The 22,884-nt window shown below is 71.4% G+C and carries 17 protein-coding genes; 5 read left to right on the top strand and 12 right to left on the bottom strand.

What is annotated here, in order from left to right; translation table 11 throughout:
• Positions 1-17: 17 nt before the first annotated feature.
• The 6 genes from ABD347_RS02355 to rplU all read right to left on the bottom strand — a co-directional run bounded on the left by ABD347_RS02355 (position 18) and on the right by rplU (position 8,559).
• Positions 18-2,186: a hypothetical protein gene (locus tag ABD347_RS02355; RefSeq protein ID WP_425575554.1), complete on the bottom strand. Its 2,169-nt coding sequence runs from the start codon at positions 2,184-2,186 to the stop codon at positions 18-20.
• Between the two features lie 179 nt (positions 2,187-2,365).
• Entirely contained in the window at positions 2,366-3,865 is a 1,500-nt protein-coding gene (locus ABD347_RS02360; protein ID WP_344355779.1) for an SDR family NAD(P)-dependent oxidoreductase, read from the bottom strand.
• A gap of 165 nt (positions 3,866-4,030) precedes the next feature.
• On the bottom strand, positions 4,031-6,049 hold the full coding sequence (locus ABD347_RS02365; RefSeq protein WP_344355782.1) for a glycosyltransferase family 4 protein: 2,019 nt from the start codon (positions 6,047-6,049) through the stop codon (positions 4,031-4,033).
• 367 nt (positions 6,050-6,416) lie between these two features.
• Positions 6,417-7,853 carry a GTPase ObgE gene (obgE, locus tag ABD347_RS02370; protein WP_344355785.1) on the bottom strand — a complete coding sequence of 479 codons (1,437 nt, stop codon included), beginning with the start codon at positions 7,851-7,853 and terminating at the stop codon, positions 6,417-6,419.
• A 113-nt stretch (positions 7,854-7,966) separates the two neighbouring features.
• The gene (gene rpmA / locus ABD347_RS02375) at positions 7,967-8,224 is read right to left on the bottom strand and encodes a 50S ribosomal protein L27 (protein WP_344355788.1); all 258 of its coding nucleotides are present in this window, start codon (positions 8,222-8,224) and stop codon (positions 7,967-7,969) included.
• 14 nt (positions 8,225-8,238) lie between these two features.
• Positions 8,239-8,559 carry a 50S ribosomal protein L21 gene (rplU, locus tag ABD347_RS02380; protein ID WP_336322652.1) on the bottom strand — a complete coding sequence of 107 codons (321 nt, stop codon included), beginning with the start codon at positions 8,557-8,559 and terminating at the stop codon, positions 8,239-8,241.
• A gap of 296 nt (positions 8,560-8,855) precedes the next feature.
• Here rplU and ABD347_RS02385 point away from each other — a divergent pair, with 296 nt between their 5' ends.
• Positions 8,856-9,455: an acyltransferase gene (locus ABD347_RS02385; RefSeq protein WP_344355792.1), complete on the top strand. Its 600-nt coding sequence runs from the start codon at positions 8,856-8,858 to the stop codon at positions 9,453-9,455.
• A 533-nt stretch (positions 9,456-9,988) separates the two neighbouring features.
• Here ABD347_RS02385 and ABD347_RS02390 read toward each other — a convergent pair.
• On the bottom strand, positions 9,989-11,140 hold the full coding sequence (locus tag ABD347_RS02390; protein ID WP_344355793.1) for a PLL family lectin: 1,152 nt from the start codon (positions 11,138-11,140) through the stop codon (positions 9,989-9,991).
• Positions 11,141-11,282: 142 nt separating this feature from the next.
• On the opposite strand from ABD347_RS02390, the gene ABD347_RS02395 reads away from it, so the two are divergent.
• The 4 genes from ABD347_RS02395 to ABD347_RS02410 all read left to right on the top strand — a co-directional run bounded on the left by ABD347_RS02395 (position 11,283) and on the right by ABD347_RS02410 (position 16,584).
• Positions 11,283-11,657, top strand: coding sequence for a PIN domain-containing protein (locus ABD347_RS02395; protein ID WP_344355795.1), 375 nt, complete (start codon positions 11,283-11,285; stop codon positions 11,655-11,657).
• A gap of 205 nt (positions 11,658-11,862) precedes the next feature.
• The gene (gene wecB / locus ABD347_RS02400) at positions 11,863-12,966 is read left to right on the top strand and encodes a non-hydrolyzing UDP-N-acetylglucosamine 2-epimerase (protein WP_344355798.1); all 1,104 of its coding nucleotides are present in this window, start codon (positions 11,863-11,865) and stop codon (positions 12,964-12,966) included.
• Between the two features lie 112 nt (positions 12,967-13,078).
• Complete coding sequence (locus tag ABD347_RS02405) at positions 13,079-14,455, top strand: glycosyltransferase (RefSeq protein WP_344356348.1); 1,377 nt, start codon at positions 13,079-13,081, stop codon at positions 14,453-14,455.
• Positions 14,452-16,584 carry a glycosyltransferase family protein gene (locus tag ABD347_RS02410; RefSeq protein WP_344355800.1) on the top strand — a complete coding sequence of 711 codons (2,133 nt, stop codon included), beginning with the start codon at positions 14,452-14,454 and terminating at the stop codon, positions 16,582-16,584. The genes ABD347_RS02405 and ABD347_RS02410 overlap by 4 nt, the downstream gene beginning before the upstream one ends.
• A gap of 57 nt (positions 16,585-16,641) precedes the next feature.
• Here the strand turns inward: ABD347_RS02410 and galE are convergent, their stop codons facing one another.
• The 5 genes from galE to ABD347_RS02435 all read right to left on the bottom strand — a co-directional run bounded on the left by galE (position 16,642) and on the right by ABD347_RS02435 (position 22,735).
• The gene (gene galE / locus ABD347_RS02415; RefSeq protein ID WP_344355802.1) at positions 16,642-17,610 is read right to left on the bottom strand and encodes a UDP-glucose 4-epimerase GalE; all 969 of its coding nucleotides are present in this window, start codon (positions 17,608-17,610) and stop codon (positions 16,642-16,644) included.
• Between the two features lie 82 nt (positions 17,611-17,692).
• Positions 17,693-18,976: a nucleotide sugar dehydrogenase gene (locus ABD347_RS02420; RefSeq protein ID WP_344355803.1), complete on the bottom strand. Its 1,284-nt coding sequence runs from the start codon at positions 18,974-18,976 to the stop codon at positions 17,693-17,695.
• Positions 18,973-20,601 carry a glycosyltransferase family 2 protein gene (locus ABD347_RS02425; protein WP_344355805.1) on the bottom strand — a complete coding sequence of 543 codons (1,629 nt, stop codon included), beginning with the start codon at positions 20,599-20,601 and terminating at the stop codon, positions 18,973-18,975. Before ABD347_RS02425 ends, ABD347_RS02420 begins: the two co-directional genes overlap by 4 nt.
• Positions 20,598-21,611 carry a Gfo/Idh/MocA family protein gene (locus ABD347_RS02430; RefSeq protein WP_344355808.1) on the bottom strand — a complete coding sequence of 338 codons (1,014 nt, stop codon included), beginning with the start codon at positions 21,609-21,611 and terminating at the stop codon, positions 20,598-20,600. Before ABD347_RS02430 ends, ABD347_RS02425 begins: the two co-directional genes overlap by 4 nt.
• Complete coding sequence (locus ABD347_RS02435) at positions 21,608-22,735, bottom strand: DegT/DnrJ/EryC1/StrS family aminotransferase (RefSeq protein ID WP_344355809.1); 1,128 nt, start codon at positions 22,733-22,735, stop codon at positions 21,608-21,610. The genes ABD347_RS02430 and ABD347_RS02435 overlap by 4 nt, the downstream gene beginning before the upstream one ends.
• Positions 22,736-22,884: the final 149 nt, after the last annotated feature.

Below are 22,884 nucleotides of genomic sequence, written 5' to 3' on the forward strand. Positions count from 1 at the left end.
CGGACGGGGCCGGGTGGTCAGCCCGCCACCGTGGCCTCCTCGGCGCCCTTCTCGGTGCCCTTCCCGGCGCCCTTCTCGGCCACGGTGTCGAGGGCGGCGCCCACCGGCTCGGCGCCCGCGCCGTCGGCCTCCTGGTCGAGCTCGCCGATCCGCTGGCCGGCCAGCCGCTGAGCCACACCGTTGTTGCGGGCCTCCGCCCTGGCCGTCAGCGCACGCACGGCGGCGTTGAACCGCTCGATCGACGTGGGCTCGTCGGGGCCCAGCAGATACCGCTTGAGCCGCATCCGCTCCCCGGCCAGCAGGTCGGCGGCCGGATCGGCCACGGCCGCCAGCAACTCCTCCAGCTCGGCCGCGCTGTTGGAGAGGATCACCGCGGCGCGGACGGCGGTGTTCTGGCGCTTGAACTCGTCGGCGCCGAGCTCGGCGGAGTCCGTCACGGCGTACGGCTTGCCGCTCGCGATGAAGTCGGACACCACGCTGGAGATGTCGGAGACCATGCCGTCGGCCTCGTTGAAGCAGTCGTACAGGGTCGGCTCGGCGCCAGTGACGGCCGTGTGCTCCCACCAGCCGATGGAGCGCCAGTACGCGTCGTTCCACTCGGCCCGCAGTCGCTTGATCTCAGCGAGGCGGTGCGGGTCGGCGAGTGAGACACGCGACTCCTCGGCCTCGTCGCCGCCCTTGCGGCCGGTGGCGGCGAGCCGTGCGATCCGCGCCTCGACCCGGTCCAGCTCGGCGCGTGCCGCGGCCTGGGACGACTGGGCGGCGGCGATCTCCTTCGCCCAGCGGGGGTCGGTGGCGCGCTCGGCGTTGGCGGCGGCGACCATCTTCCGCAGGCGTTCGTCGACGGCCTTGGCCTTCTTGTTGACGAGCCCGGTGAAGGGGTGCGGCTTGTAGATCACCCGGACCGGGCGCGGGGCGTCCAGCAGCCGCCTCAGGATGTTCTCGCCGGCCAGCAGCAGTGAGGTGTTGCCGGGGTTGTTGTCCCAGCCCTCCCAGGTGGGGGCGTACAGGATGGTGGGGATCGGGTTCCCGGGGGCGCCCGTCGATGTCCTGATCGGCGCGAGCTGCGGGCGGCCCACCTCGACGATGTCCTCGTCGCGGACACCGACGTCGGCCAGCGCGTACCGGTCGCGGCCGGCCTGGCCGGCGGTCCACACCTCGTCGTACACCTTGGAGAAGGGGTTGACGCTGGCGAGCTTGTCGCTGTCGCCGTGCCCGATGAAAACGTGCTTCATGGTGGGGACGCGCAGCATGTGGATGTTCTTGCCGACGTTGGCGGGGTAGAGCGTCACACGGATCGACGACAGGTCCATCGCCATCAGGTGCTGGCCGCCGGGGACGCACAGGATCGGCACGGAGGTGGGCTGGAGCTTCTTCACCAGGGTGCGCTCACGCATGATGACGATCGGCCGGCCGTCGATCTGCTCCATCGTCTCCAGCCACATGTTGACCTGGTACGCGGAGTCGTCGGAGCCGGAGAAGTACAGGGCCACCGTCGGCTGGTACTCGCGCAGCCAGCTGCCGACGGCCTTCAGGGCGGCGCCCGCGGCCGGGGCCCGGCGCTTGCGGCGCAGGTAGGGGACGAGGGCCAGGGTGTAGAGCAGGCCCAGCGCGAGGGTCGCGGCGACACCCGCGTACCCGATGACGTTCCGGCCGGTGGCGACCGCCACGATCACGCCCGCCATGGCGGGGACGTCGAGGTGCAGCATCTTCTCGGCGGAGCGGCTGAGGAGCGCCCGCGGCGGGGCGTCCGGGACGCGTACGGCGTTGAGGTCGATGTTGCGGGTGACGACCGGCATGGTGCGGCGCAGCCGGATCAGGGTGGCGAGGGCGCCCTGCGGGGCCTGGAGACCGTAGAACAGCAGGAAGCAGGCGACCGCCGCGTAGAAGACGGGCTGGTCGGCGAGGCCTTCTCGGGCGAGCAGCAGCACCAGCAGCAGCTGGCGCAGCAGGAAGCGGATCGCGAGACCGGCCCGGACCTTGCTCAGCCGGTCGATCAGGTAACTGTCCTTCTGGTGCAGATACCAGTCGGCGACGTAGGTCACGGCACCGGCGGCCGCGAAGAACCAGAGGTTCGGAAGGAGGGCGGCAAGCATGACGCACGGATAACCCAGTCCCATGAGGACTGCCGCGGCGAGCTCTGACGCGCTGCCCACACGTGCCAGGCGAATGGCGGTCGAAATCACGAAGAACCTGCTCCAGAAGGGGGGTGCCCGTTTTTTCACATGGACAAGACTCCCGTGAAGGCGGGGGACTTCACGGACTGGCTCTGCGAGCCCTTACGGTCTCTGTTGGACTTTCACGAACTCGGGCCTCTGCATTCGCACAATGCGACACAGAGGCCCGAAGAACACATCCGTTGAGTTTACACATCTTCCTGACGGTCCAGCACCGAGGCGAGTGCCTTCTCGAAGCCGGACGCCTCGCCCGCCCCACGGGTGGGGTCCTGCTGCCGTACGTCGATGACATGGCCGGTGAGCTCGGAAAGCAGCACGTCCAGGGAGGTCCGGGCCACGGCCTCGGAGGACAGCAGCGATCCGGCGGGCTCCTGGCCGAACGCCTTGGTGCGCATCGGCGTGGCGGTGCGCTCGGGATTGACGCAATTCACCCGGATTCCCTCGCCGGCCCATTCGTCGGCGAGGGCCTGCGTGAGATTCACCATGGCGGCCTTGGTGGACGAGTAAAGGCTGTACTCGGCGCGGCCGCGGGTGTAGCTGGAGGAGGTGTAGAGCAACAGCTGCCCCTTGGTCTCGGCCAGGTATTTGTACGCGGCGCGGGCGATCTGCACCGGTGCCAGGTAATTGACGTTGAGCGCTTCCTGAATGGTCGCGTTGTCGGTCTCGGCGAGCTTGCCGATGCGCAGAACGCCCGCCGTGTTGATGACGTAGTCGACGCGGCCGCTCTCCGCGTACGCCCTGGCGAGCGCCTCCTCCACGTGTTCGGGGTTCTCGACGTGCGTGCCGGTGGTGGAGCGGCCCAGCGCGTACACCGTGGCACCGTACCGCTCGGCGAGGGCGGCGATGTCGGCGCCGATGCCGTACGAGCCGCCGAAGACGACGAGCGTCCTGCCCGACAGCAGCTCGCGGTAGGCGGCCTCGTCGGCCTGGCTCGGGGCGGCGGTGGAAGCCAGCTGGAAGAGCTTGTCGGCGATGAAGACGTCGACGGGCTGGGTGACCTTCATGTTGTACTCGTCGCCCGCGACGACGTAGATCGGCACGTCCGGAAGGTACCGCAGGACGACGCTGCAGTCGTCCGTGGCCTGGAAGTTGGGATCGCCGGCCGCGATCTCGTACGCCCGCCTGATCGTGGAGAGCTTGAACGCCTGCGGCGTCTGGCCGCGGCGCAGCCGGGAGCGGTCGGGTACGTCGGTGATGAACTCGCCGTCCTCGCCATGGGTGCGGGTCACGATGATCGTGTCCGCGGACGGGATGGCGACGTCGACGGCCTGGTAGCGGTCGAGGGCGTCGACGCAGTCCTTGATCACGCGCTGTGACAGAAGCGGACGTACCGCGTCATGGAAGAGGACGTTGAGGTCCTCGCCTTCGCCGAGGCCCTCGCCGAGCGCCCGGATGGCGCGCTCGGTGGTCTCGTTGCGGGTGGCACCGCCCTCGATGACACGGGTGACCTTGGTGAGTCCCGCCTTGGCGATGATCTTCTCGACGTCGGGCACGAAACCCGGCGCCATCAGCACGATCACGTCGTCGACGGAGTCGGCCTGCTCGAAGATCGTCAGCGTGTGCTCGATGACCGCCTTGCCCGCGATCTTCAGCAGCTGCTTGGGGATCGCGAGACCCACACGCTGTCCGGTACCGCCGGCGAGCACGACAGCTGTGGTGCGGGTCTTGGCTTCATGCGGCGCTGACACAGAACGACCTACCTTGCGACGACTGGGGGACGGGCTGATGGTCGCACTCTCCGTGACCGTCTCGCAAGGCGGACATCAGGCCCCCCGCACCCGTGCGACACCTGGTGTTCACGCTGTGGCCGAGGAGAGTGGACGGGCACCGCGAGGGCGCCCCGGTGACCGACATCACGCGGCCGGCTTGTCGACGACGCTGAGCACGAGGTCGTTGGCGGCGCTGTGGAAGAGCGTGACGACGGTCCGCTCCCCGGGCTTGCCCGCCAGCTTCCTGGCGAGGCCCCGCACCAGCCCCAGGGGCTGCTTCTTGCGGAGCGCGACCGGGGGGTACGGGAAGAGGGAGCCCTTCTCCACCACGTCGTCGAGGAAGCGCCCGAGCCGGACCGGCCCGGCGCCCGGGGCGTACCGGAGCCACAGGTCCCACACATCGTGCGGATCCTGCTGACGGGCGGCGGGAGCGGCGCAGGAGAAGGTGAAACGGAACCCGTCGGCGCCGTGGCGCGTGCCGGGGAAGGCCAGCTCCAGCGGGGCCTTGCCACGCCGCCGCAGCAGGAGAACCGGTTCACCGTCGGGCTCCGCCGCGCCGTGGAGGCGTGCGGTGAGGGTGAGCGTTCCGTTCCGTATCCGGACGTCGCCGGCCTCGGCGTGCGCGGGGCGGACCCAGGACCGGAGGTGGAGCGCACCGTTCCTCGTGTACGGAACCAGCTGCCGCACCGGTTCGCCGGAGCGCTGCCGCTCGGCCGCTCGCATCGCCCCCCGCTGGTCGACGGCGCGGGTGGCGAGCGGTACGGCGTCGGCGGCGCCCGGCAGTTCGGCGTGGACGGGGTGGACGCCCTCGGAGAACGGCGTCCCGGCCGGGACGGTCGCGGTGCCGTGCTCGTCGACGGGGAAGTCGCGCCCCTCGATCACCAGGCGGGCGCCCTCGCGGGGGGTGAGCAGCGTCACGGTCAGCGTGCCGTCCTCGGTCACGGAGCAGTCGGCGACGGTCGGCGCTCCGGCGGCGGGGGCGGGCCGCGGGCGGCGGGCCGCGCGGTGGGTGGCCGCCGCGCCGAGTTCGGTGAACAGCTCCTCGTACCGCTTGGCCACCGGGCCCGGGTCGAAACGGCGAGCGTTGACCAGGGCGGCGGCGCCCATCCGGCGGCGCAGCGCGGGGTCGTCGACGAGCCGGAGCAGTGCGTCGGCGACGGCGTCGACGTCGCCGACGGGTACGAGGAGGCCGTCCTCGCCGTCGTCGATGATCTCGCGGGGGCCGTAGTCGCAATCGGTGGACACCACGGGCAGGCCGCAGCGCATCGCCTCGACGAGCGTCATCCCGAAGGACTCGTGGCGCGAAGTGGACACGGCTATCGCACCCTTGACCCACTCGGGCTCGATCGGGGAACGCGGGCCCATGAGGTGGACGCTGTTGTACAGGCCCAGTTGGTCGATCCTCGCACGGAGCCGGTCCTTCTGGTCGCCCCAGCCGCAGATGCGCAGCGTCCACTCCGGGCGGCGGGCGACGACCTTCGCGAACGCCTCGATCAGGACCTGGTACTGCTTCTCGGACGCCAGCCGCCCCGCCGCCACGATCGTGGTGCCCGAGGTGTCGGAGGGCGGGACGACCGGCGCGGGCACACTGTTGGGGATGGCCAGCACCCGGGTGCCGGGCAGCGGCATCCGGTCGCGCCAGGAGGCGGCGTCGCCCTCGGAGACGGTGACGAACGCGTCGAGCTTCGGCAGGAACCCGGCCATCTCGGCCCGCAGCCCGGGCTTGTGGTGGTTGTGCGTCATGTGCTCCTGGCCGATGAGCACCGCGTGCTCGGGCGCGAACGCGGCGACGTACGCGACGAGTCCGGGCCGGGTGCCTATGACGACGTCGGCGTCGGACCCGGCACCGGCGTAGTGGGCGCGGACGCGTTCGTCGGTCAGGCGGCTGTACTCCTTGTACCGCGCCTCGTTCTCCGGGAAGTGCTCGGCGGGCTGAAGGTGCCGCTCGTGCTTCTTCTCGTTGGTCGCCGAGGAGGGGCGGGTGTCGACGAGCGGTACGACGGTGACGCGCGGGTCGATCGCGAAGAGCGGCTCGTCCCGGTGCCGGAACACGGAGACGATCTCCACTTCATGGCGTCCGGCCAGCTCCTCCGCGAGGTTCAGTGTGGTGCGGATGGTGCCGCCGATGCCGTAGATGGTGTGGATGAGGAAGGAGACCTTCATCGACGCTCCGTTCAAGTCGGCCGGGGCACCCACGGCCCCGCCCCCGGAGACAAGACGGTGATCCTTGACCACAGGTTGTCCGCCCGGAGCGAGGTAAACCGGAGTTCATGCCCTTTTACGCCCTGGGAACCGTCACCGTGACCGGCCGGCCACACAGGGTGGTCCCGGACCCGACGCGCGCGGGCCCGACGACGGCCGGCCGCCCCGCGGACGGCCCCTGCGGGGCCCGCGCCCCGCACCACGGGGCCGGGGCAGCGCGACGCCCCCGTGCGGGAGGGGCGCGCGGCACTGGTCACCCGGCGTGGGCGGCCCACCGCGAGCCCCCGCACGGGGGCGCGTCATCGAACGTCCGGCGTGGGGCGGAGGATCAGAAGGGGTCGAAGCCGTCGAACTCGCGCTCCGCCTCGTCCCGCTCCGCCTGGCGGTCCCGGCGGCGCTGCGCGGCCGGGCGCGGGGCCTCCATGCGGTGGTCCTCACCGCGGCGGCCCAGCATCTCCGCGCCCGCCATCATCGTGGGCTCCCAGTCGAAGACGACCGCGTCCTCCTCGGGGCCGATGGCGACGCCGTCGCCCGCGCGGGCCCCGGCCTTCATCAGCTGGTCCTCGACACCGAGGCGGTTGAGGCGGTCCGCCAGGTAACCGACGGCCTCGTCGTTGTTGAAGTCCGTCTGGCGCACCCAGCGCTCCGGCTTCTCGCCGCGCACGCGGAAGAGGCCGTCCTCCTCCTGCGTGACCGTGAAGCCCGCGTCGTCGACCGCCTTCGGGCGGATGACGATCCGGGTCGCCTCCTCCTTCGGCTTGGCCGCCCGCGCCTGGGAGACGATCTCGGCCAGCGCGAAGGACAGCTCCTTGAGGCCCATGTGGGCGACGGCCGACACCTCGAAGACGCGGTAGCCGCGTGCCTCCAGGTCCGGGCGGATCATGTCCGCGAGGTCCTTGCCGTCCGGGATGTCGATCTTGTTGAGGACGACGATACGGGGACGGTCGTCGAGGCCGCCGTACTGCCTCAGCTCCTCCTCGATCACGTCCAGGTCGGTGACGGGGTCACGGTCGGACTCCAGCGTCGCCGTGTCCAGCACGTGGACGAGCACCGAGCAGCGCTCGACGTGGCGGAGGAACTCCAGCCCCAGGCCGCGGCCCTGGCTGGCGCCCGGGATGAGGCCGGGTACGTCCGCGATGGTGTAGACGGTGGAGCCGGCGGTGACGACGCCCAGGTTGGGGACCAGGGTCGTGAAGGGGTAGTCCGCGATCTTCGGCTTGGCGGCGGACATCACGGAGATCAGCGACGACTTGCCGGCGCTGGGGTAGCCCACCAGTGCCACGTCCGCGACCGTCTTGAGCTCCAGGACGATGTCGCCGGACCGCCCCGGCTCGCCCAGCAGGGCGAAGCCCGGCGCCTTGCGGCGGGCCGAGGCCAGCGCCGCGTTGCCGAGGCCGCCGCGGCCGCCCTCGGCGGCGACGTACGAGGTGCCGTGCCCGACCAGGTCGGCCAGCACGTCGCCCTTCTTGTCGAGGACGACCGTGCCGTCCGGCACCGGCAGGATCAGGTCCTGGCCGTCCTTGCCGGACCGGTTGCCGCCCTCGCCGGGCTTGCCGTTGGTGGCCTTGCGGTGCGGCGAGTGGTGATAGTCCAGGAGCGTGGTGACCGACTGGTCGACGACCAGGATCACGTCGCCGCCCCGGCCGCCGTTGCCCCCGTCGGGGCCGCCGAGCGGCTTGAACTTCTCACGGTGAACGGAGGCACAGCCGTGGCCTCCGTTACCCGCGGCGACATGCAGCTCGACGCGGTCCACGAAGGTGGTCATGTTCTGTGCCTCCAGTTACGTGCGGAAATGTCTACGTGTTAACACGCGAAGGGCGGACCCGCTTCCCGGTACGGGAAGTGAGGTCCGCCCTCGCGAAGAACCGAGCAGCCCGATCAGGCAGCGGTCGGAACGATGTTCACGACCTTGCGACCACGGAACGTGCCGAACTCCACCGCACCGGCCTGCAGCGCGAACAGCGTGTCGTCGCCGCCACGGCCGACGCCCGAGCCGGGGTGGAAGTGGGTGCCGCGCTGGCGGACCAGGATCTCACCGGCGTTGACGACCTGACCGCCGAAGCGCTTCACGCCGAGCCGCTGAGCGTTGGAGTCGCGACCGTTCCGGGTGGACGATGCGCCCTTCTTGTGTGCCATGTCTCCTCAGTCCCTTACTTCGCAGCCGTGGGGATCGTCGTGACCTTGATCGCCGTGTACTGCTGGCGGTGGCCCTGACGACGGCGGTAGCCGGTCTTGTTCTTGTAGCGCAGGATGTCGATCTTGGCGCCCTTGTGGTGGTCCACGACCTCGGCCTGGACCTTGATGCCGGCCAGCACCCACGGGTCGCTGGTCACAGCGTCGCCGTCGACAACGAGCAGGGTCGAGAGCTCGACCGTGTCGCCAACCTTGGCAGTGGAAATCTTGTCAACCTCAACGATGTCGCCGACAGCAACCTTGTGCTGGCGACCACCGCTGCGCACGATGGCGTACACGCGGAACTCACTCTCGCTCGGAACGGAAACCCCTGATGCCAGCCGCTCGCACGGACCGGCGGGTCCGTGACTGCTCCGGGTGGGATGAGCGGCCTCTTCCAACCACGGACCGTGTCCGGCCGGAAGGGAGGTGCTCAGGAGTTGGCGCGCATGGAAACACGCCGACGGTCAAGGTTACGGTCCGCGCTCCGACGGGTCAAACCGGCCCGGCGCCGCCCGGCCCGGCCGGGCGCGGTACCCGTGGCCGTATGCTCGCCGGGCGAAGACGCATCCCGGGAGCCGGAAGGCAGAGCACAGTGAATTACAGGGTCCAGCCCACCGCACAGGTCGCCGACGACGCCGAGATCGGCTCCGGGAGCAGTGTGTGGGAACTCGCGCAGATCCGCGAGGGAGCGAAGCTCGGCGAAGGCTGCGTGGTCGGCCGCGGCGCGTACGTCGGCACCGGCGTGCGCATGGGTGACAACTGCAAGCTGCAGAACTACGCCCTGGTCTACGAGCCGGCCGAGCTCGGCGACGGAGTCTTCATCGGTCCCGCCGTCGTCCTCACCAACGACCACAACCCGCGCTCGGTCGACCCCGACTTCAAGCAGAAGCGCGGCGGCGACTGGGAGGCCGTGGGCGTGAGGATCGCCGACGGCGCCTCGATCGGCGCCCGCTCGGTGTGCGTGGCGCCGCTGGAGATCGGCCGCTGGGCGATGGTGGCCGCGGGCGCGGTCGTCACCAAGGACGTCCCGGACTTCGCGCTGGTCGTGGGCGTTCCGGCGCGGCAGGTCGGCTGGGTGGGCCGGAGCGGCGTCAAGCTGGTGGAGCGGGACGGCGAGGCCGGTGTCTGGGAGTGCCCGAAGACCGGCGCCCTGTACGACGAGAAGGACGGCACGCTCACCGAGCGCGTCTGATTCCGCCCGCGGGGGCGCGCCCTCGCCCCGCGGCGCCGGGCCCCGGGTACCCACCCGGGGCCTTCTCGCGCTCCGGCCCGCGCGGCGGCAGGAGCGCGGTGGGCGACCACCGCGCCGGGACCCGCCCGCGCGGCCGGAAGCGCCCCGCCCGGCCCGGCCCGCCCCATGGACCGGCGCCCCACGCCCGGGAGCGCCGCGTAAGCGGGAGCGCCGCGTAAGCGGGAGCGCTGTGTGAGCCGGGGCGCCGCGTGAGCCAGCGTGCCGCGTGACCAGGGCGCCGCGTAAATCTGCCCGCCTCGTGGACCACCGAGCCGAACCCTGACCGCCGCGTGGAACCGGACCACCGCCCCGCCGCGCCCGGGTCCCGCCCCGAACACCGACCCGCCGCGTGGGCCACCGCCCGAACACCGCCCCGCCACGGGGGCCAGCGACCCGCCGCGTGAGCAGGGGCGCCGCGTGAGCGGGGGCGCTGTGTGAGCCGGGAACGCCCCAGGCCCCGGGCTCCGGGCGGCGGCGCCCGGGCCGGGGAGGGGCTACACCCGCGTCCACGCCTCCAGGGCCAGCCCCGGCTCCGGCTTCTGGCGGGCGACGCGCAGGGTGCCGTCCGTGCCGAAGGCGGCCATCACGACCCGGCCGCGGCCGTCGACCGCCAGCGCGGGGGCGCCCACGCACGGTTCGCCGGTGAGCGTCCAGGTGGCGCCGAGCGCCTCGTCCTCCGTCGGGTAGGCGGCGAGGGCGGGGCGGCCGGTGGCGGCGTCCCGGTGGGCCATGACCGTGCAGTCGTGTCCGTCGACCGCGGTACGGAGGAGGGCGACCGGGCCGGTGCCCTCCCCGGTGCCGAGGACGGACGGGGCCTCGTCGGAGGGGCGCCAGGCCCGGACCGTGCCGTCCTTGGCGTCGTGCCAGAAGTGGGTGAGGCGGCCGGGGCCGGTGCGTTCCGAGGAGAGCGAGCCGGCCTCGGCGCCGGCCGGGACGTCCTCGGCCCGCTGGAACTTCACGCCCTTCGTCTCCTGCGTCCACCGCAGGATGTGGTCCTCCGCGGGCGCGGCCAGCTCCATCAGGCCGTCGGAGGTGATCGACGCCCGGATGGGGCCGGTGATCCCGCTGCCCTTGAGGTCGGCCCACTTGTTCCACTTCCCCGACGGCACCGAGGCGCGTCCGCAGATCCCGCCGCCCACGTTGCGTACGAAGACGTGCAGCGAGCCCTCGGAGTCGATGACGGCCGCCGGCGGGCCGATCCGCTCCGCCAGGGCGGGGTCGTCGGGGTACGGGTTGCCCACCACCGCCCAGTCGCGCACGGCCAGACCGGACTGGTACTGGAGCGCGAAGACGACGTCGGTGGCGGGGGTGCCGTCCGCGCGGCGCGTGCGGCGCAGCGCCACCAGGTGGACGTAACCGTCGGCGCCCTGGGCTATGGAGAGGTGCGGGTCGATGCCGGGCGCCGGGATCGTCTCGGGGCCGGTCCACTCGGGTCCGCCGGGGTGCCGCTCGGTCCAGCGCAGGACGGCGCCCTCGACAGGGGCGTACGCCGTGAGGCGGCCGTCCTTGCCGCGCACCAGCCAGTCGGTGGTGGCCGGCAGGGAGGCGTCGGGGAGGGGGGTGCCGCCCCGGGCGGCGCTACGGCCCGACGGGGCGTCCGCAGGACGCCCGGCTCTCCGCGATCTCCGCGCGGACCACACCGTCATGGCTCACCGCCGACCTTCCCCTGAACAGTTCGAACAGTTCACGCGCAGTTCCCCCGAGCTTGCGCGACGATAGCATTTTGGCGCGTGCCCCCCGGTCCCCCGAAAGGCCCACCCGGCCGCGGCGGCGTGGGACCCTCGTACCGTGCTCACTCTCCTTGTCGTCGACGCCGCGAACGTCGTCGGATCGGTGCCGGACGGCTGGTGGCGGGACCGGCGTGGAGCCGCCGAGCGGCTGCGTGACCGGCTCGTCCCCCAGGCCGCCGACGGGGTGACCGGGCATCCCGGCCCGCTGGACGTCGTGCTCGTGGTCGAGGGGCGGGCCCGGGGCGTGGAACCGGTGCCCGGGGTGCGGGTCGAGGAGGCGCCGGGCAGCGGTGACGACCGGATCGTGGAGCTGGCGGGCGAGGCCGCCGCCGCGGGGCGCCGCTGCGTCGTGGTGACGGCGGACCGCGAGTTGCGCCGACGGGTGGCGGCGTACGGCGCCGAGAGCCTGGGGCCCCGGTCCGTACGCCCCTGACAACCGCCGCGAAACCTCGCCGTCAACTGTTCACGGAATCGTTATCCCGGCCGCCCGCCGACGCGCACGCGCCTTCTGACCATGGTCGTCGGACCCTCGTGTTCCGGCCCTTGCTCCGGCCGCGGGCCTGGTCACCCCGGCCATTGCCTACGATGGCACGGCACGCCTCCCTCATTGACCTGTCCCAGTAGAAGAAGAGTGCTCAGTGAAAGTCATCAGCATCGTCGGTGCACGTCCCCAATTGGTGAAGCTCGCCCCCATCGCGGCCGCGTTCGCCGAGACGGAGCACGAGCACGTCATCGTGCACACCGGGCAGCACTACGACGCCGACCTCTCCGACGTCTTCTTCGACGGCCTCGGCATCCCCGACCCGGACGTCCACCTGGGTGTCGGCTCCGGCAGCCACGGCGTCCAGACCGGAGCCGTGCTCTCCGCGCTCGACCCGGTCCTGGAGCGTGAGAAGCCGGACTGGGTCCTGGTCTACGGCGACACCAACTCCACCATCGCCGGTGCCCTTTCGGCCGTGAAGATGCACCTGCCGGTCGCCCACCTGGAGGCGGGTCTGCGCTCCTTCAACCGGCGCATGCCGGAGGAGCACAACCGCGTCCTGACCGACCACTGCGCCGACGTCCTGCTCGCCCCGACCGAGGAGGCCATGCGCCACCTCGCCGAGGAGGGCCTGGAGGACCGCGCGGTGCTGGCCGGCGACGTGATGGTCGACATCTGCCTGAGGATCCGCGACGACGTCCTGGCCGGCAAGCACCCCGCGCCCGCGCTGCCCGAGGGCATCGACCCGTCGAAGCCGTTCCTGCTGGCCACGCTCCACCGGCCGGACAACACCGACGACCCGGAGCGGCTGCGCGCGATCATCGACTCGCTGGCCGGCCTGCCGGTCCCCGTCGCGCTGCTCGCCCACCCGCGTCTGGTCTCGCGCGCCCAGGCGCACGACATCGAGCTGAACACCGGTTCCGTGCACGTCGGCCGGCCGCTGCCGTACGCCGGCCTGGTCGCCGCCGTACTGGCCTCGACCGGTGTGGTCACCGACTCGGGCGGCCTGCAGAAGGAAGCGTTCCTGCTGGAGCGCATCACCACCACCATCCGTCCCGAAACGGAGTGGGTGGAAACCGTCGGCACGGGTTGGAACGTCCTTGTTCCCGACCCGCACACGCTGTCCGCCGACGAGTGGGCCGCCACGGTCACCCGCGCGGCGCCCACGGCCGACCCCGGCGCCCCGTACGGCGACGGGCGGGCCGCCCAGAACGTTGTCCGGATCATGGAAGAGTGGAAGGGAGGCAGCCGGCGCGCGTGACCGGACACGTCCTCTCGCGAGGCACTTATCCGTACATGTCACCGTGCTAGCGTCACCGGTTATGTCAGCGTCTCCCAGGTCCGGGCTGCCCGCGGCAGGCAAGCGACCCCATGTGATCTACCTCGCCATCGGTTTCCCGCCAGCGGCCAAGAGCTGCGCGTACCGCATGCGCGAGACCGCGAACCAGTTCATCAACCAGGGCTGGGACGTCACCGTCGTCACCATCGCGCAGGAGTCGTGGGAAAGGGACTCCGGCGTCGACCTCACCCTGCTGGAACAGGTCGACCCGAAGATCAGGATCGTCGAACTGCCCCTGGTGCGCGAGGACCTGGAGACGGACATCCGTCTGTACAGCGAGGACCGCGCCCTCAACCCGAACGGGTGGGTGACGCGGCTGCGCCGGCGTCAGATGGAACCGTTCCCCGAGCCGAACTTCGGTGAGTGGCGCGAGGACCTGGAGAAGGCCGTACTCCGCATCCACCGCGACCACCCGGCCGACCTGCTGCTCGCCAGCTGTGTCCCCTACGTCAACCTCGCCGCCGCGTGGAAGCTGTGGGAGGAGGCGAAGGTCCCGTACGCCGTGGACTTCCGCGACGGCTGGTCCATCGACGTCATCGACGGTGTCGAGGCGTTCGCCCGCGACTCCGCCGAGGGTGTCTGGGAGCAGAGGATCCTCGACAACGCTCTCTCCCTCTGGGTCGTCAACGACCCGATCGCCGAGCACTACCGCACCCGCTACCCCGACTTCGCCGACCGCGTCCACGTCGTGCGCAACGGCTACGACGCCGACAGCTCGCCGGGCAAGCCGCACCGCGCCAACCCCGAGGCCGGGCTGGCGTTCGGCTACCTCGGCACCGTCAACTTCACGGTTCCGCACCTGGAGACCGTGCTGAACGCCTGGCGCGCCGCCCGTGAGAAGGAACCGCTGCTGGCCAACGCCACCTTCGAGGTGCGCGGCCACATCGGCAACGGCTCCGGCCGCGAGGCCAACCGGCACGCCGAGGTCCTCAAGCAGGCCGAGGCCGACGGCGTACGCTTCGGCGGCCCCGCCGCCAAGGCCGAGGTGGCGTCCATCTACGCCCGCTGGGACGCGATGGTCCTCATCCTCATCGGCGGCCGTTACGTCACCTCCGGCAAGGTGTACGAGTACATGGCGACCGGCCTGCCGATCGTCTCGGCGCACGTCGTCGAGCACGACGCCTCCAACGTGCTGCGCGGGCACCCGCTGTGGACGGGCGCCGTCGGTATCGACGAGGAGGGCCTCACCGAATCGTTCGTCAAGGCCGCGCACATGGCGGTGGAGACGAGCGACGAGGTCCACGCCGAGGCCATGGCGCACGCCGACCAGTTCACCCGCGAGGCGCTGATGACCGCCGCCGTGAAGCAGCTCATCGACGACTTCACCGCCCTCGGGGCAGAGCGGACGGACACCGCGGACGACACCGCCGTCGCCGAGAACCAGATCGTCGCCGGAGGACCGTCCCTGTGACCAACGTCCTGTTCATCGCCAGCGTCCGGCCCCAGCTGGGCGTGTTCGCCGACTCGGTGCGCAAGTTCCGCGCCGCCGGCGCCACCACGTACCTCGCCGGTACGTTCCCCCTCGACCCGGTGGCCGAGGAACTCTCCGCCATGGAGCTGGACGGCACCCACCAGCTCCCCCGCAACCTCAACTTCCGCAGCACGGCGCTGCGCCGCAAGGCCCGTATGGCGCCGGGCGGCATGAAGGTGTGGATGCAGGCGGAGCGGGACAGCGTGCTGCGCCGGCTGGCCCGCAAGGCCGACGTCCTGGTGGCGCTCGACGCGGGCGCCGTCTACACGGTGTGGCGCCTGTCGCAGTACTACCGCGTCGAGGAGGCCCACTTCGGTCTGGCGCCGGCCCTGAAGGCCGTCGACCGGGTCAAGGAGAAGGGTGCCACCGGCGGCCGGGGCGTCCTGCCCCCGATGGACGTCGTGAAGCAGAACGTCCGCCGCTCCGTGGACGGTCTGCCCGCCACCGTCATGCGGCACGTCACCGCCCGCCCCGTGATGCGCTCCACGGTCGGCGCCCGCGTGTGGCGTACGGCCGTCACGGCGCCCGGCGTGCCTCCCAAGGTGCGCATCGCCACCACCCGCTACGTGGCCGAGGGCATGCAGTGGGCGGGCCGCACCAGTGGTGCCGCCCTGGCGCTCGCCGCCGCCGCGTCGAAGATCTCCGACCTGGGGCTCAAGGCGCAGCTGATGGACGAGGCCGTGATGAAGGAGCTCGGCAAGGGCCTCAACCCGCGCGACCTCGACAAGGCGGTCGCGGCCCAGCTCGCCCACGCCGACGCCCAGTTCGCCGAGGGCGACCACGAGAAGGCCTCCTTCGCGCTGGACCGCGCGCTGTTCCTGGGCTTCCACCGGGTACTGCACATCGACCAGCTGTCGTCGCCGCTGGCCAAGGACGCGCAGGGCTTCGTCGAGCCGCTGTACCGCTCCAAGGTGATGGACGTGCTCAGCCGCCCGCAGGGACGGAAGACCCCGGCGGCCCCGGCCCCCAAGGACCGTCCGCTGCGGCTGCTGGTCACCACCAGCGCCAACGACAACTTCCTGCACCACATCCTGGACCGGTACGGCAACCACGAGGGCGTGGAGCTGCGGTACCTGGACCTCGCGGCGCAGAAGGCGCTCAAGCGGATCGCGTGGGCGGGCCGCCGGGTGCTGGAGGACCGCCTGGCCGGCGGCACCAGCACCTACCAGGAGGAAGTCGAGCGGCTGATGCGGCCGTACCTGGACTGGGCGGACACCGTCTTCCTGGACTGGTCGGTGGGCCCGGCGGCGATGCTGACGACGATCGACCCGGGCGACACCCGGATCGTCGTGCGCCTGCACAGCTACGAGGCGTTCACGCGCTGGCCGCACATGACGGACTTCTCGCGGATCGACGACCTGGTCTATGTCGCCCCGCACGTGAAGGACCTCGTCGAGTCGCTGGTACCGATGCTGCGTGGCGACGGCGCGCCGCGCGCGCACCTCATCGACAACGCCATGGACCTGTCGGGCTTCGCCCGCCCCAAGTCGGCCGACGCGCGCTTCAACCTGGGTCTGGTGGGCATCAGCCAGGTCGCCAAGGACCCGATGTGGGCCGTGGACGTGCTGCGGCGGGTGCGGGAGCACGACGAGCGCTACCGGCTGCTGCTGGTGGGCGGCGACATGAACCCGAAGACCAGCCGGGCGACGCGCGACTACCGCCGCCAGTTCGACAAGGAGATCGCCCCGCTCATCCAGGAAGGCGTCGTGCTGAAGCTCGGCCCGACCGACGACGTGCCGTCGGCGCTGACCGACATCGGTGTGATCCTCTCCTCGTCGGTGCGTGAGGGCTGCCACGTGGGCCTGATGGAGGGCGCGGCGAGCGCCGCCGTCCCCGTCTCCCGCGACTGGCCGTTCTACGCGGGCAAGCCCAACAGCGCCCGCACGCTGTACCCGGAGGGCTGGGTCGTCGGCTCCACGGAGGAGGCCGCCAAGCGGATCCTGGAGACCACGGCGAGCGAGGAGGCGTGGCAGAACGCCGGGAAGCTGGCGTCGGAGTACGCGCTGTCGACGTGGGACTGGCCGGTCGTGAGCAAGGCCTTCGACAAGCTGTTCCTCGGGGACCGCTAGGCAGTACGGCGAAGGGCCCCGGGAGCGTTCCCGGGGCCCTTCGCCGTGTCCGCTCGCTCACGGGTGGCGCAGCCGCCAGCCCGCCCAGGCGGACTCGACCATCTCGCGCACCCCGTACCGGGCGCTCCAGCCGAGTTCCTCGCGGATGCGGTCGGCGGAGGCCACCACCCGGGCCGGGTCGCCGGGGCGACGGTCGGTGACGAGCGGCTTGACGCTGGTGCGGCCGGTGACGTCCTGGATGATGCCGACCATCTCCGTGACGGAGACGCCCTCGCCGCGCCCGATGTTCAGGACCAGCGACGCCTCGGGATCGGCGGCCAGCCGGCGGGCGGCGGCGAGGTGCGCGGAGGCGATGTCCTCGACGTGGATGTAGTCACGGACGCAGGTGCCGTCGGGCGTCGGGTAGTCGTCGCCGAAGACCAGCGGCCGCTCGTCCGCCGTGAGGCGTTCGAAGACCATCGGTACGAGGTTGAAGACGCCGTCGTCGCCCAGTTCGGGCGTGGCGGCGCCCGCCACGTTGAAGTACCGCAGGGAGGCGGTCGCCATGCCGTGCGTCCGGCCGGCCGCGGTGACCAGCCACTCGCCGGCGAGCTTGGTCTCGCCGTACGGGTTGATGGGCGCGCACGGCGTGGCCTCGGTGACCAGGTCCACGTCCGGCATGCCGTACACGGCGGCGGAGGAGGAGAACAGGAACCGGGTCACACCGGCCCCGACGGCGCTCTCCAGGAGCGTACGGAGGCCCTCGACGTTCTCGCGGTAGTAGTGCAGCGGTCTGGCGACCGACTCGGCGACCTGCTTCTTGCCCGCGATGTGCACGATGCCGGTGACGGCGTGCTCACGCAGGACGCGGTCGACGACGTCACGGTCCAGGACGGTGCCGACCTCCAGGGGGACGCCGTCGGGGAGCCTCTCGCGGCGGCCGGTGCTCAGGTCGTCGAGGACGACGATCCGCTCGCCGCCTGCGGCCATCGCCTTCACCACGTGGGAGCCGATGAATCCGGCGCCGCCAGTAATCATCCAGGTCATGGGGAAACCTTCTGCGCGTCGGCCCCGCCCCGCGGGGTGTGCGGGGCAGGGCCAGGGTCGGGACGTGCGGTGTCGCGGGGGGTCAGCCGCCGATGACGACGCGGCGGACACCCTCCCAGCGGGCCGGGTCCGTGGTGCGGCGGCCGTCGACCAGGACGGTGACGTCCGGCAGGTCGGAGGCGGCCAGCTCCTTGTACTCGGCGTGGTCGGCCTGGAGGACCGCGGCGGTGACCTTCTCGCCCCGGTGCGGGGTGAGGCCGTGCGCGGCCAGCTCGTCGGCCGTGTACATCGGGTCGGAGACGTACGGGACGGCGCCGCGGGCCTTGAGGGCCTCGACGGTGCCGAAGACGCCGGAGAACGCGGTCTCCTTGACGCCACCCCGGTAGGCGGCGCCGAGCACGAGCACGTTCACGTCCTTCAGGTCGCCGTAGGCGGCGGCCAGCAGGTCGACGGCGTACTCGGGCATCGCGGCGTTGGCCTCGCGGGCCGAACGCACGACGGTGGCCTCCGGGTCGTTCCACAGGTACATCCGCGGGTAGATCGGGATGCAGTGGCCGCCGACGGCGATACCCGGCTGGTGGATGTGGCTGTAGGGCTGCGAGTTGCAGGCCTCGATGACCTTCAGGACGTCGATGTTCTGCTGGTCGGCGAACCGGGCGAACTGGTTGGCCAGACCGATGTTGACGTCGCGGTACGTGGTCTCGGCCAGCTTGGCGAGCTCGGACGCCTCGGCCGTGCCCAGGTCCCACACGCCGTTGGCGCGCGGCAGGTCGTCGCGCTCGTCGAAGTCGAGGACCTGCTCGTAGAACTCGACGCCGTGCTGGGCCGACGCCTCGTCGATGCCGCCGACGAGCTTGGGGTAGCGGCGCAGGTCGGCGAAGACCCGGCCGGTGAGGACGCGCTCCGGGGAGAACACCAGGTGGAAGTCCTCACCCGCGGTCAGGCCGGAGCCCTCCTCCAGCATCGGAGCCCAGCGGGTGCGGGTGGTGCCGACCGGCAGGGTGGTCTCGTAGGAGACGAGGGTGCCCGGCTTGAGGCCCTTGGCGATGGCCTTGGTGGCGGAGTCCATCCAGCCGAAGTCGGGGGTGCCCTCGGCGTCCACGAACAGCGGGACGACGACCACGACGGCCTCGGACTGGGCGACGGCGGCCGCGGTGTCGGTGGTCGCGGACAGCAGACCGGCGTCGACGGTCTGCTTCAGCAGCCGGTCGAGGTCGTGCTCGCCGGGGAAGGGCTCGGTGCCGGCGTTGACCAGCTCGACGACCTTCTCGTTGACGTCGGCGCCGATGACCTTGTGGCCCTTGGCGGCGAACTGCACGGCGAGCGGCAGGCCGATCTTGCCGAGCGCGACTACACAGATATTCATCGGGTCAGTTTCCTCTTCACACGGGACATCAGTTGACGCAGTCGCTTGCCCACGCCGGGCGAGGGCTCCCAGAGCGGAGCCGTGGTGATCACCAGCCGCCCCTTGGGGTTGGCGTTGGCGGAGATCCGGTACGGGATCCTCTCCCGCCAGCGCCGGGCCAGGGGCAGCGGCCGGCCCCGGACCGGCACGGGGATCTCGTACGTCGAGCCTGCCACGTCGGCGTACACGCGCACGCCGAGCTTGGCGCTCTTCGGTTGGACCGGGATACGGGCGGTCAGCAGGGTGCCCTCGCCGTCCTCGGTCGGTTCGCGGGTGCACTCCCCCACCGGGGCGGGCAGTTCGCGGCCCACGGGGAGCCTGCGGGCGCCGGGCTTGTCGGCGCTCTTGGGCATGGCCTTGGTGGCGAGCCTCACGACGGCGGAGCCGGTCTCGCCGGTCAGCCCGACCCGTACCGTCAGGTCGACGGCCATGTCGTCGCCGTTCTGGTCCCACTCGGCCGACACCAGCGACGCGCCCTCGGCCAGCCGGCCCGGAACGGACTCGCCGATCACCTCGTACACGCGGTCGGGCAGCCCCACCGCCGGGTCGCGGAAGCCGGGGTACCGGACGTACGCCCGGCCGTCCTCCAGCAGCAGCGGCGGTGAGCCGTGCGCGGCCTCGTCCTCGATGGCCCGTACGAGCTCCTCGACGGCGCCGCGCCGGGCCAGGCAGATGCGCACCCGCCGCTTGACGTCCATCGAGTCGCGCAGCTCGTCGGTGAAGTACTCGTCCGCCAGCTTGGCGATGCCCGCGCACACCTCCGTGCGGGTCACCGCGTCCAGCGCCGGGAAGTCGTCCTGGACGAGCTTGGCGAGCTCCCAGGTGAAGTGGCGCTTGAGGACCGCGTCACGCCGCGGGCCCGCCTCGATCAGCGAGGCCGCGAAGTGCATGATCCGCTCGGTGCAGCGCAGCCGGGACAGGTGGTTCGCCCGGTAGGTGATGTTGCTGGCGTCGCCGCGCTTGACCGCGTAGTAGTACGTGTAGTCCGCCAGGACCGAGATCCTCGCGGCCCGTACGCACGCCTCCAGGGTGAACGGCTGGTCGGAGCCGACCGGCAGGTCCTCGGGGAAGCGCAGGTCGTACTTCTCCACCAGCTCACGGCGGAAGAGCTTGGTGTTGGCCAGCGTGAACGGCAGGGCCGAGTCGTACAGCGAGATGTCCGGGTCGCTCTTCTTGAAGAGCGCCTGGTGGACGTAACGGCCGTTGGTGCCGACCATCTTGCCGACGACGACGTCGGAGCCGTGCTTGTCGGCGCAGGCGACCATGCGCCCCAGAGCCTCGCGGCCCAGGTAGTCGTCGGAGCCGATGAAGTACACATAACGACCGGTGGCCAGCTCCAGGGCCCGGTTGCTGGGAGCAGCCGGGCCACCGGAGTTGGCCTGATGGATCACCTTGACAGTGTCCGGGTACTTCTCCGCGAAGCGGTCCAGTTCCCGGCCACTGTCGTCGGTCGAGCCGTCGTCGACGGCCACGACCTCGAGCCGGTCCAGCCCGATGCTCTGCCCCACCAGCGAGTTCAGGCACTCGGTGAGGTACGGCATCGTGTTGTACACGGCTACCACGACGGTGACATCGGGTGTGGTCAACTGGCCACGTCCTCCGGGGTGAGCCGCACGGTGACACCGCGGTCGGCGGAGTCGATGACGGCCGCGGCCACCTCCACCGTACGCAGGCCCTGGCGCAGCGTGCAGATGTCGTTCGACTCGCCGAGGACGGCGTCCCGGAACAGCTCGTGCTCGACGAGGAGCGGCTCGCGCTTGGGGATGGCGTAGCGGATCATGTCGCCCTCGGACACGCCGCGGAACGCGCGCAGCGCCTCCCACTCGGTGGCGATGGCGGCGTTGGAGTAGAACGTGAGGTCGGCGGTGAGGGTGTCGGCGATGAAGCAGCCCTTCTCGCCGGTGACCGACGTGAAGCGTTCCTTCAGCGGGCTCAGCCAGTTGACGAGGTGGTTGACCATCGTGCCGTCGGAGAGCTGACCGACGGCGGAGACCATGTCCTCGTGCGGACGGCCCGACTTCGACACGGTGTGCGCGGCGATCGACGTGTACTGCTGGCCGGTGACCCAGCCCGTCAGGTCGATGTCGTGGGTCGCGAGGTCCTTGACCACGCCGACGTCCGCGATGCGGTGCGGGAACGGGCCCTGGCGGCGCGTGACGACCTGGTACACGTCGCCCAGTTCCCCGGCCTCCAGGCGCGAACGCAGGGACCGCAGCGCCGGGTTGCAGCGCTCGATGTGGCCGACGCCGGCCACCAGGCCGCGCGACTCGAACGCCTCGACGAGGCGGCGGGCGCCGTCGACGGTGTCGGCGACCGGCTTCTCGATGAGCGCGTGGACACCGGCGCCGGCGAGCTTCAGGCCGACTTCCTCGTGCAGCGCGGTCGGGCAGGCGACGACGGCGTAGTCGATGCCGAGCGAGATCAGTTCCTCGACGGTGGACAGGACGGGTGCGCCCTGGGCCCAGCCGTTCTTGTCGCCCATCGGGTCGACGACGCCGACGAGGGACACACCGTCCAGTCCGGCCAGTACCCGGGCGTGGTGGCGGCCCATCGAGCCGAGGCCGATCAGACCGGCCCGCAGTCCAGCAGCAGTCACAGGTTCTCTCCCAGCGCGTTCACGGCGGCGACGATGCGCTCAAGGTCGTTCTGGGTCAGCGAGGGGTGCACGGGCAGCGAGACGACCTCGGCGGCCGCCTTCTCCGTCTCGGGCAGGTCCCAGTTCCGGCCGGCCTTCTGGTCCGGCTCCCAGTACGGCTTCAGGCGGTGGATCGGGGTCGGGTAGTAGACGGCGTTGCCGACGCCCGCCTCGGTGAGCTTCGCCATCGCGGCGTCACGCGCGCCCTCGCCACCCTTCACACGGATCGTGTACTGGTGGTAGATGTGCCGCGCGCCCTCGGCGACCACGGGGGTGACGATGCCCGGCGCGGTGATGTTCTCGGTGAGGTACGCGGCGTTGGCGATGCGCGTCTCGGTCCAGCCGTGCAGCTTGGACAGCTGGACGCGGCCGACGGCGGCGGCGACGTCGGTCATGCGCATGTTGGCGCCGACGATCTCGTTGGCGTACCGCTGCTCCATGCCCTGGTTGCGCAGCAGGCGCAGGGTGCGGGCGGTCTCGGCGTCGGCGGTGGAGATCATGCCGCCCTCGAGGGAGTGCATGTTCTTCGTCGGGTAGAAGCTGAACGTGCCGCCGGATCCGAACGCGCCGACCGGCGTGCCGTTCAGGGCCGCCGCGTGTGCCTGGCAGGCGTCCTCGACGACCGCGAGCTTGTGCTTCTCCGCGATGGCCATGATCTTGTCCATGGCGGCCGGGTTGCCGTAGATGTGGACCGGCATGATCGCGGCGGTGCGCGGGGTGATGGCGGCCTCGACGGCGGCCGGGTCGATGTTGAAGCTGTCGGCCTCGATGTCGACGAAGACGACGTCGGCGCCCACGAGGCGGACCGCGTTCGCCGAGGCGGCGAACGAGAAGGACGGGACGATCACCTCGTCGCCCGGGCCGATGTTCAGCGCCATCAGAAGGAGGTGCAGCGCCGACGTACCGGAGTTGACGGCGACACAGTGGCGCCCGTCCACCAGCTCGGAGAATCCCTCCTCGAAGGCGGCGACTTCCGGACCCTGTACGACGCGGCCGGTGCGCAGCACGCGCACGGCGGCCTCGATCTCTTCTTCACCGATGACCGGGCGGGCAGCGGGGATGGGCTGCTCGTTGATGCTCGGCATGGACGTCCTCCTTGAACACCGCAAGAGCTCTTTGTGGCAGAGGTCTGAAGGGTGTTGCGGAGGCTAACAAGGCCGCGCTTACCCCTCCGGCGCGATGCCGACGCCCTACCGAGGAATGCTGGGACCGGTCTGTCCCTCAACCGGGTCGG

The organism is Streptomyces gobitricini (assembly GCF_039532985.1).
Lineage (GTDB): Bacteria > Actinomycetota > Actinomycetes > Streptomycetales > Streptomycetaceae > Streptomyces > Streptomyces gobitricini.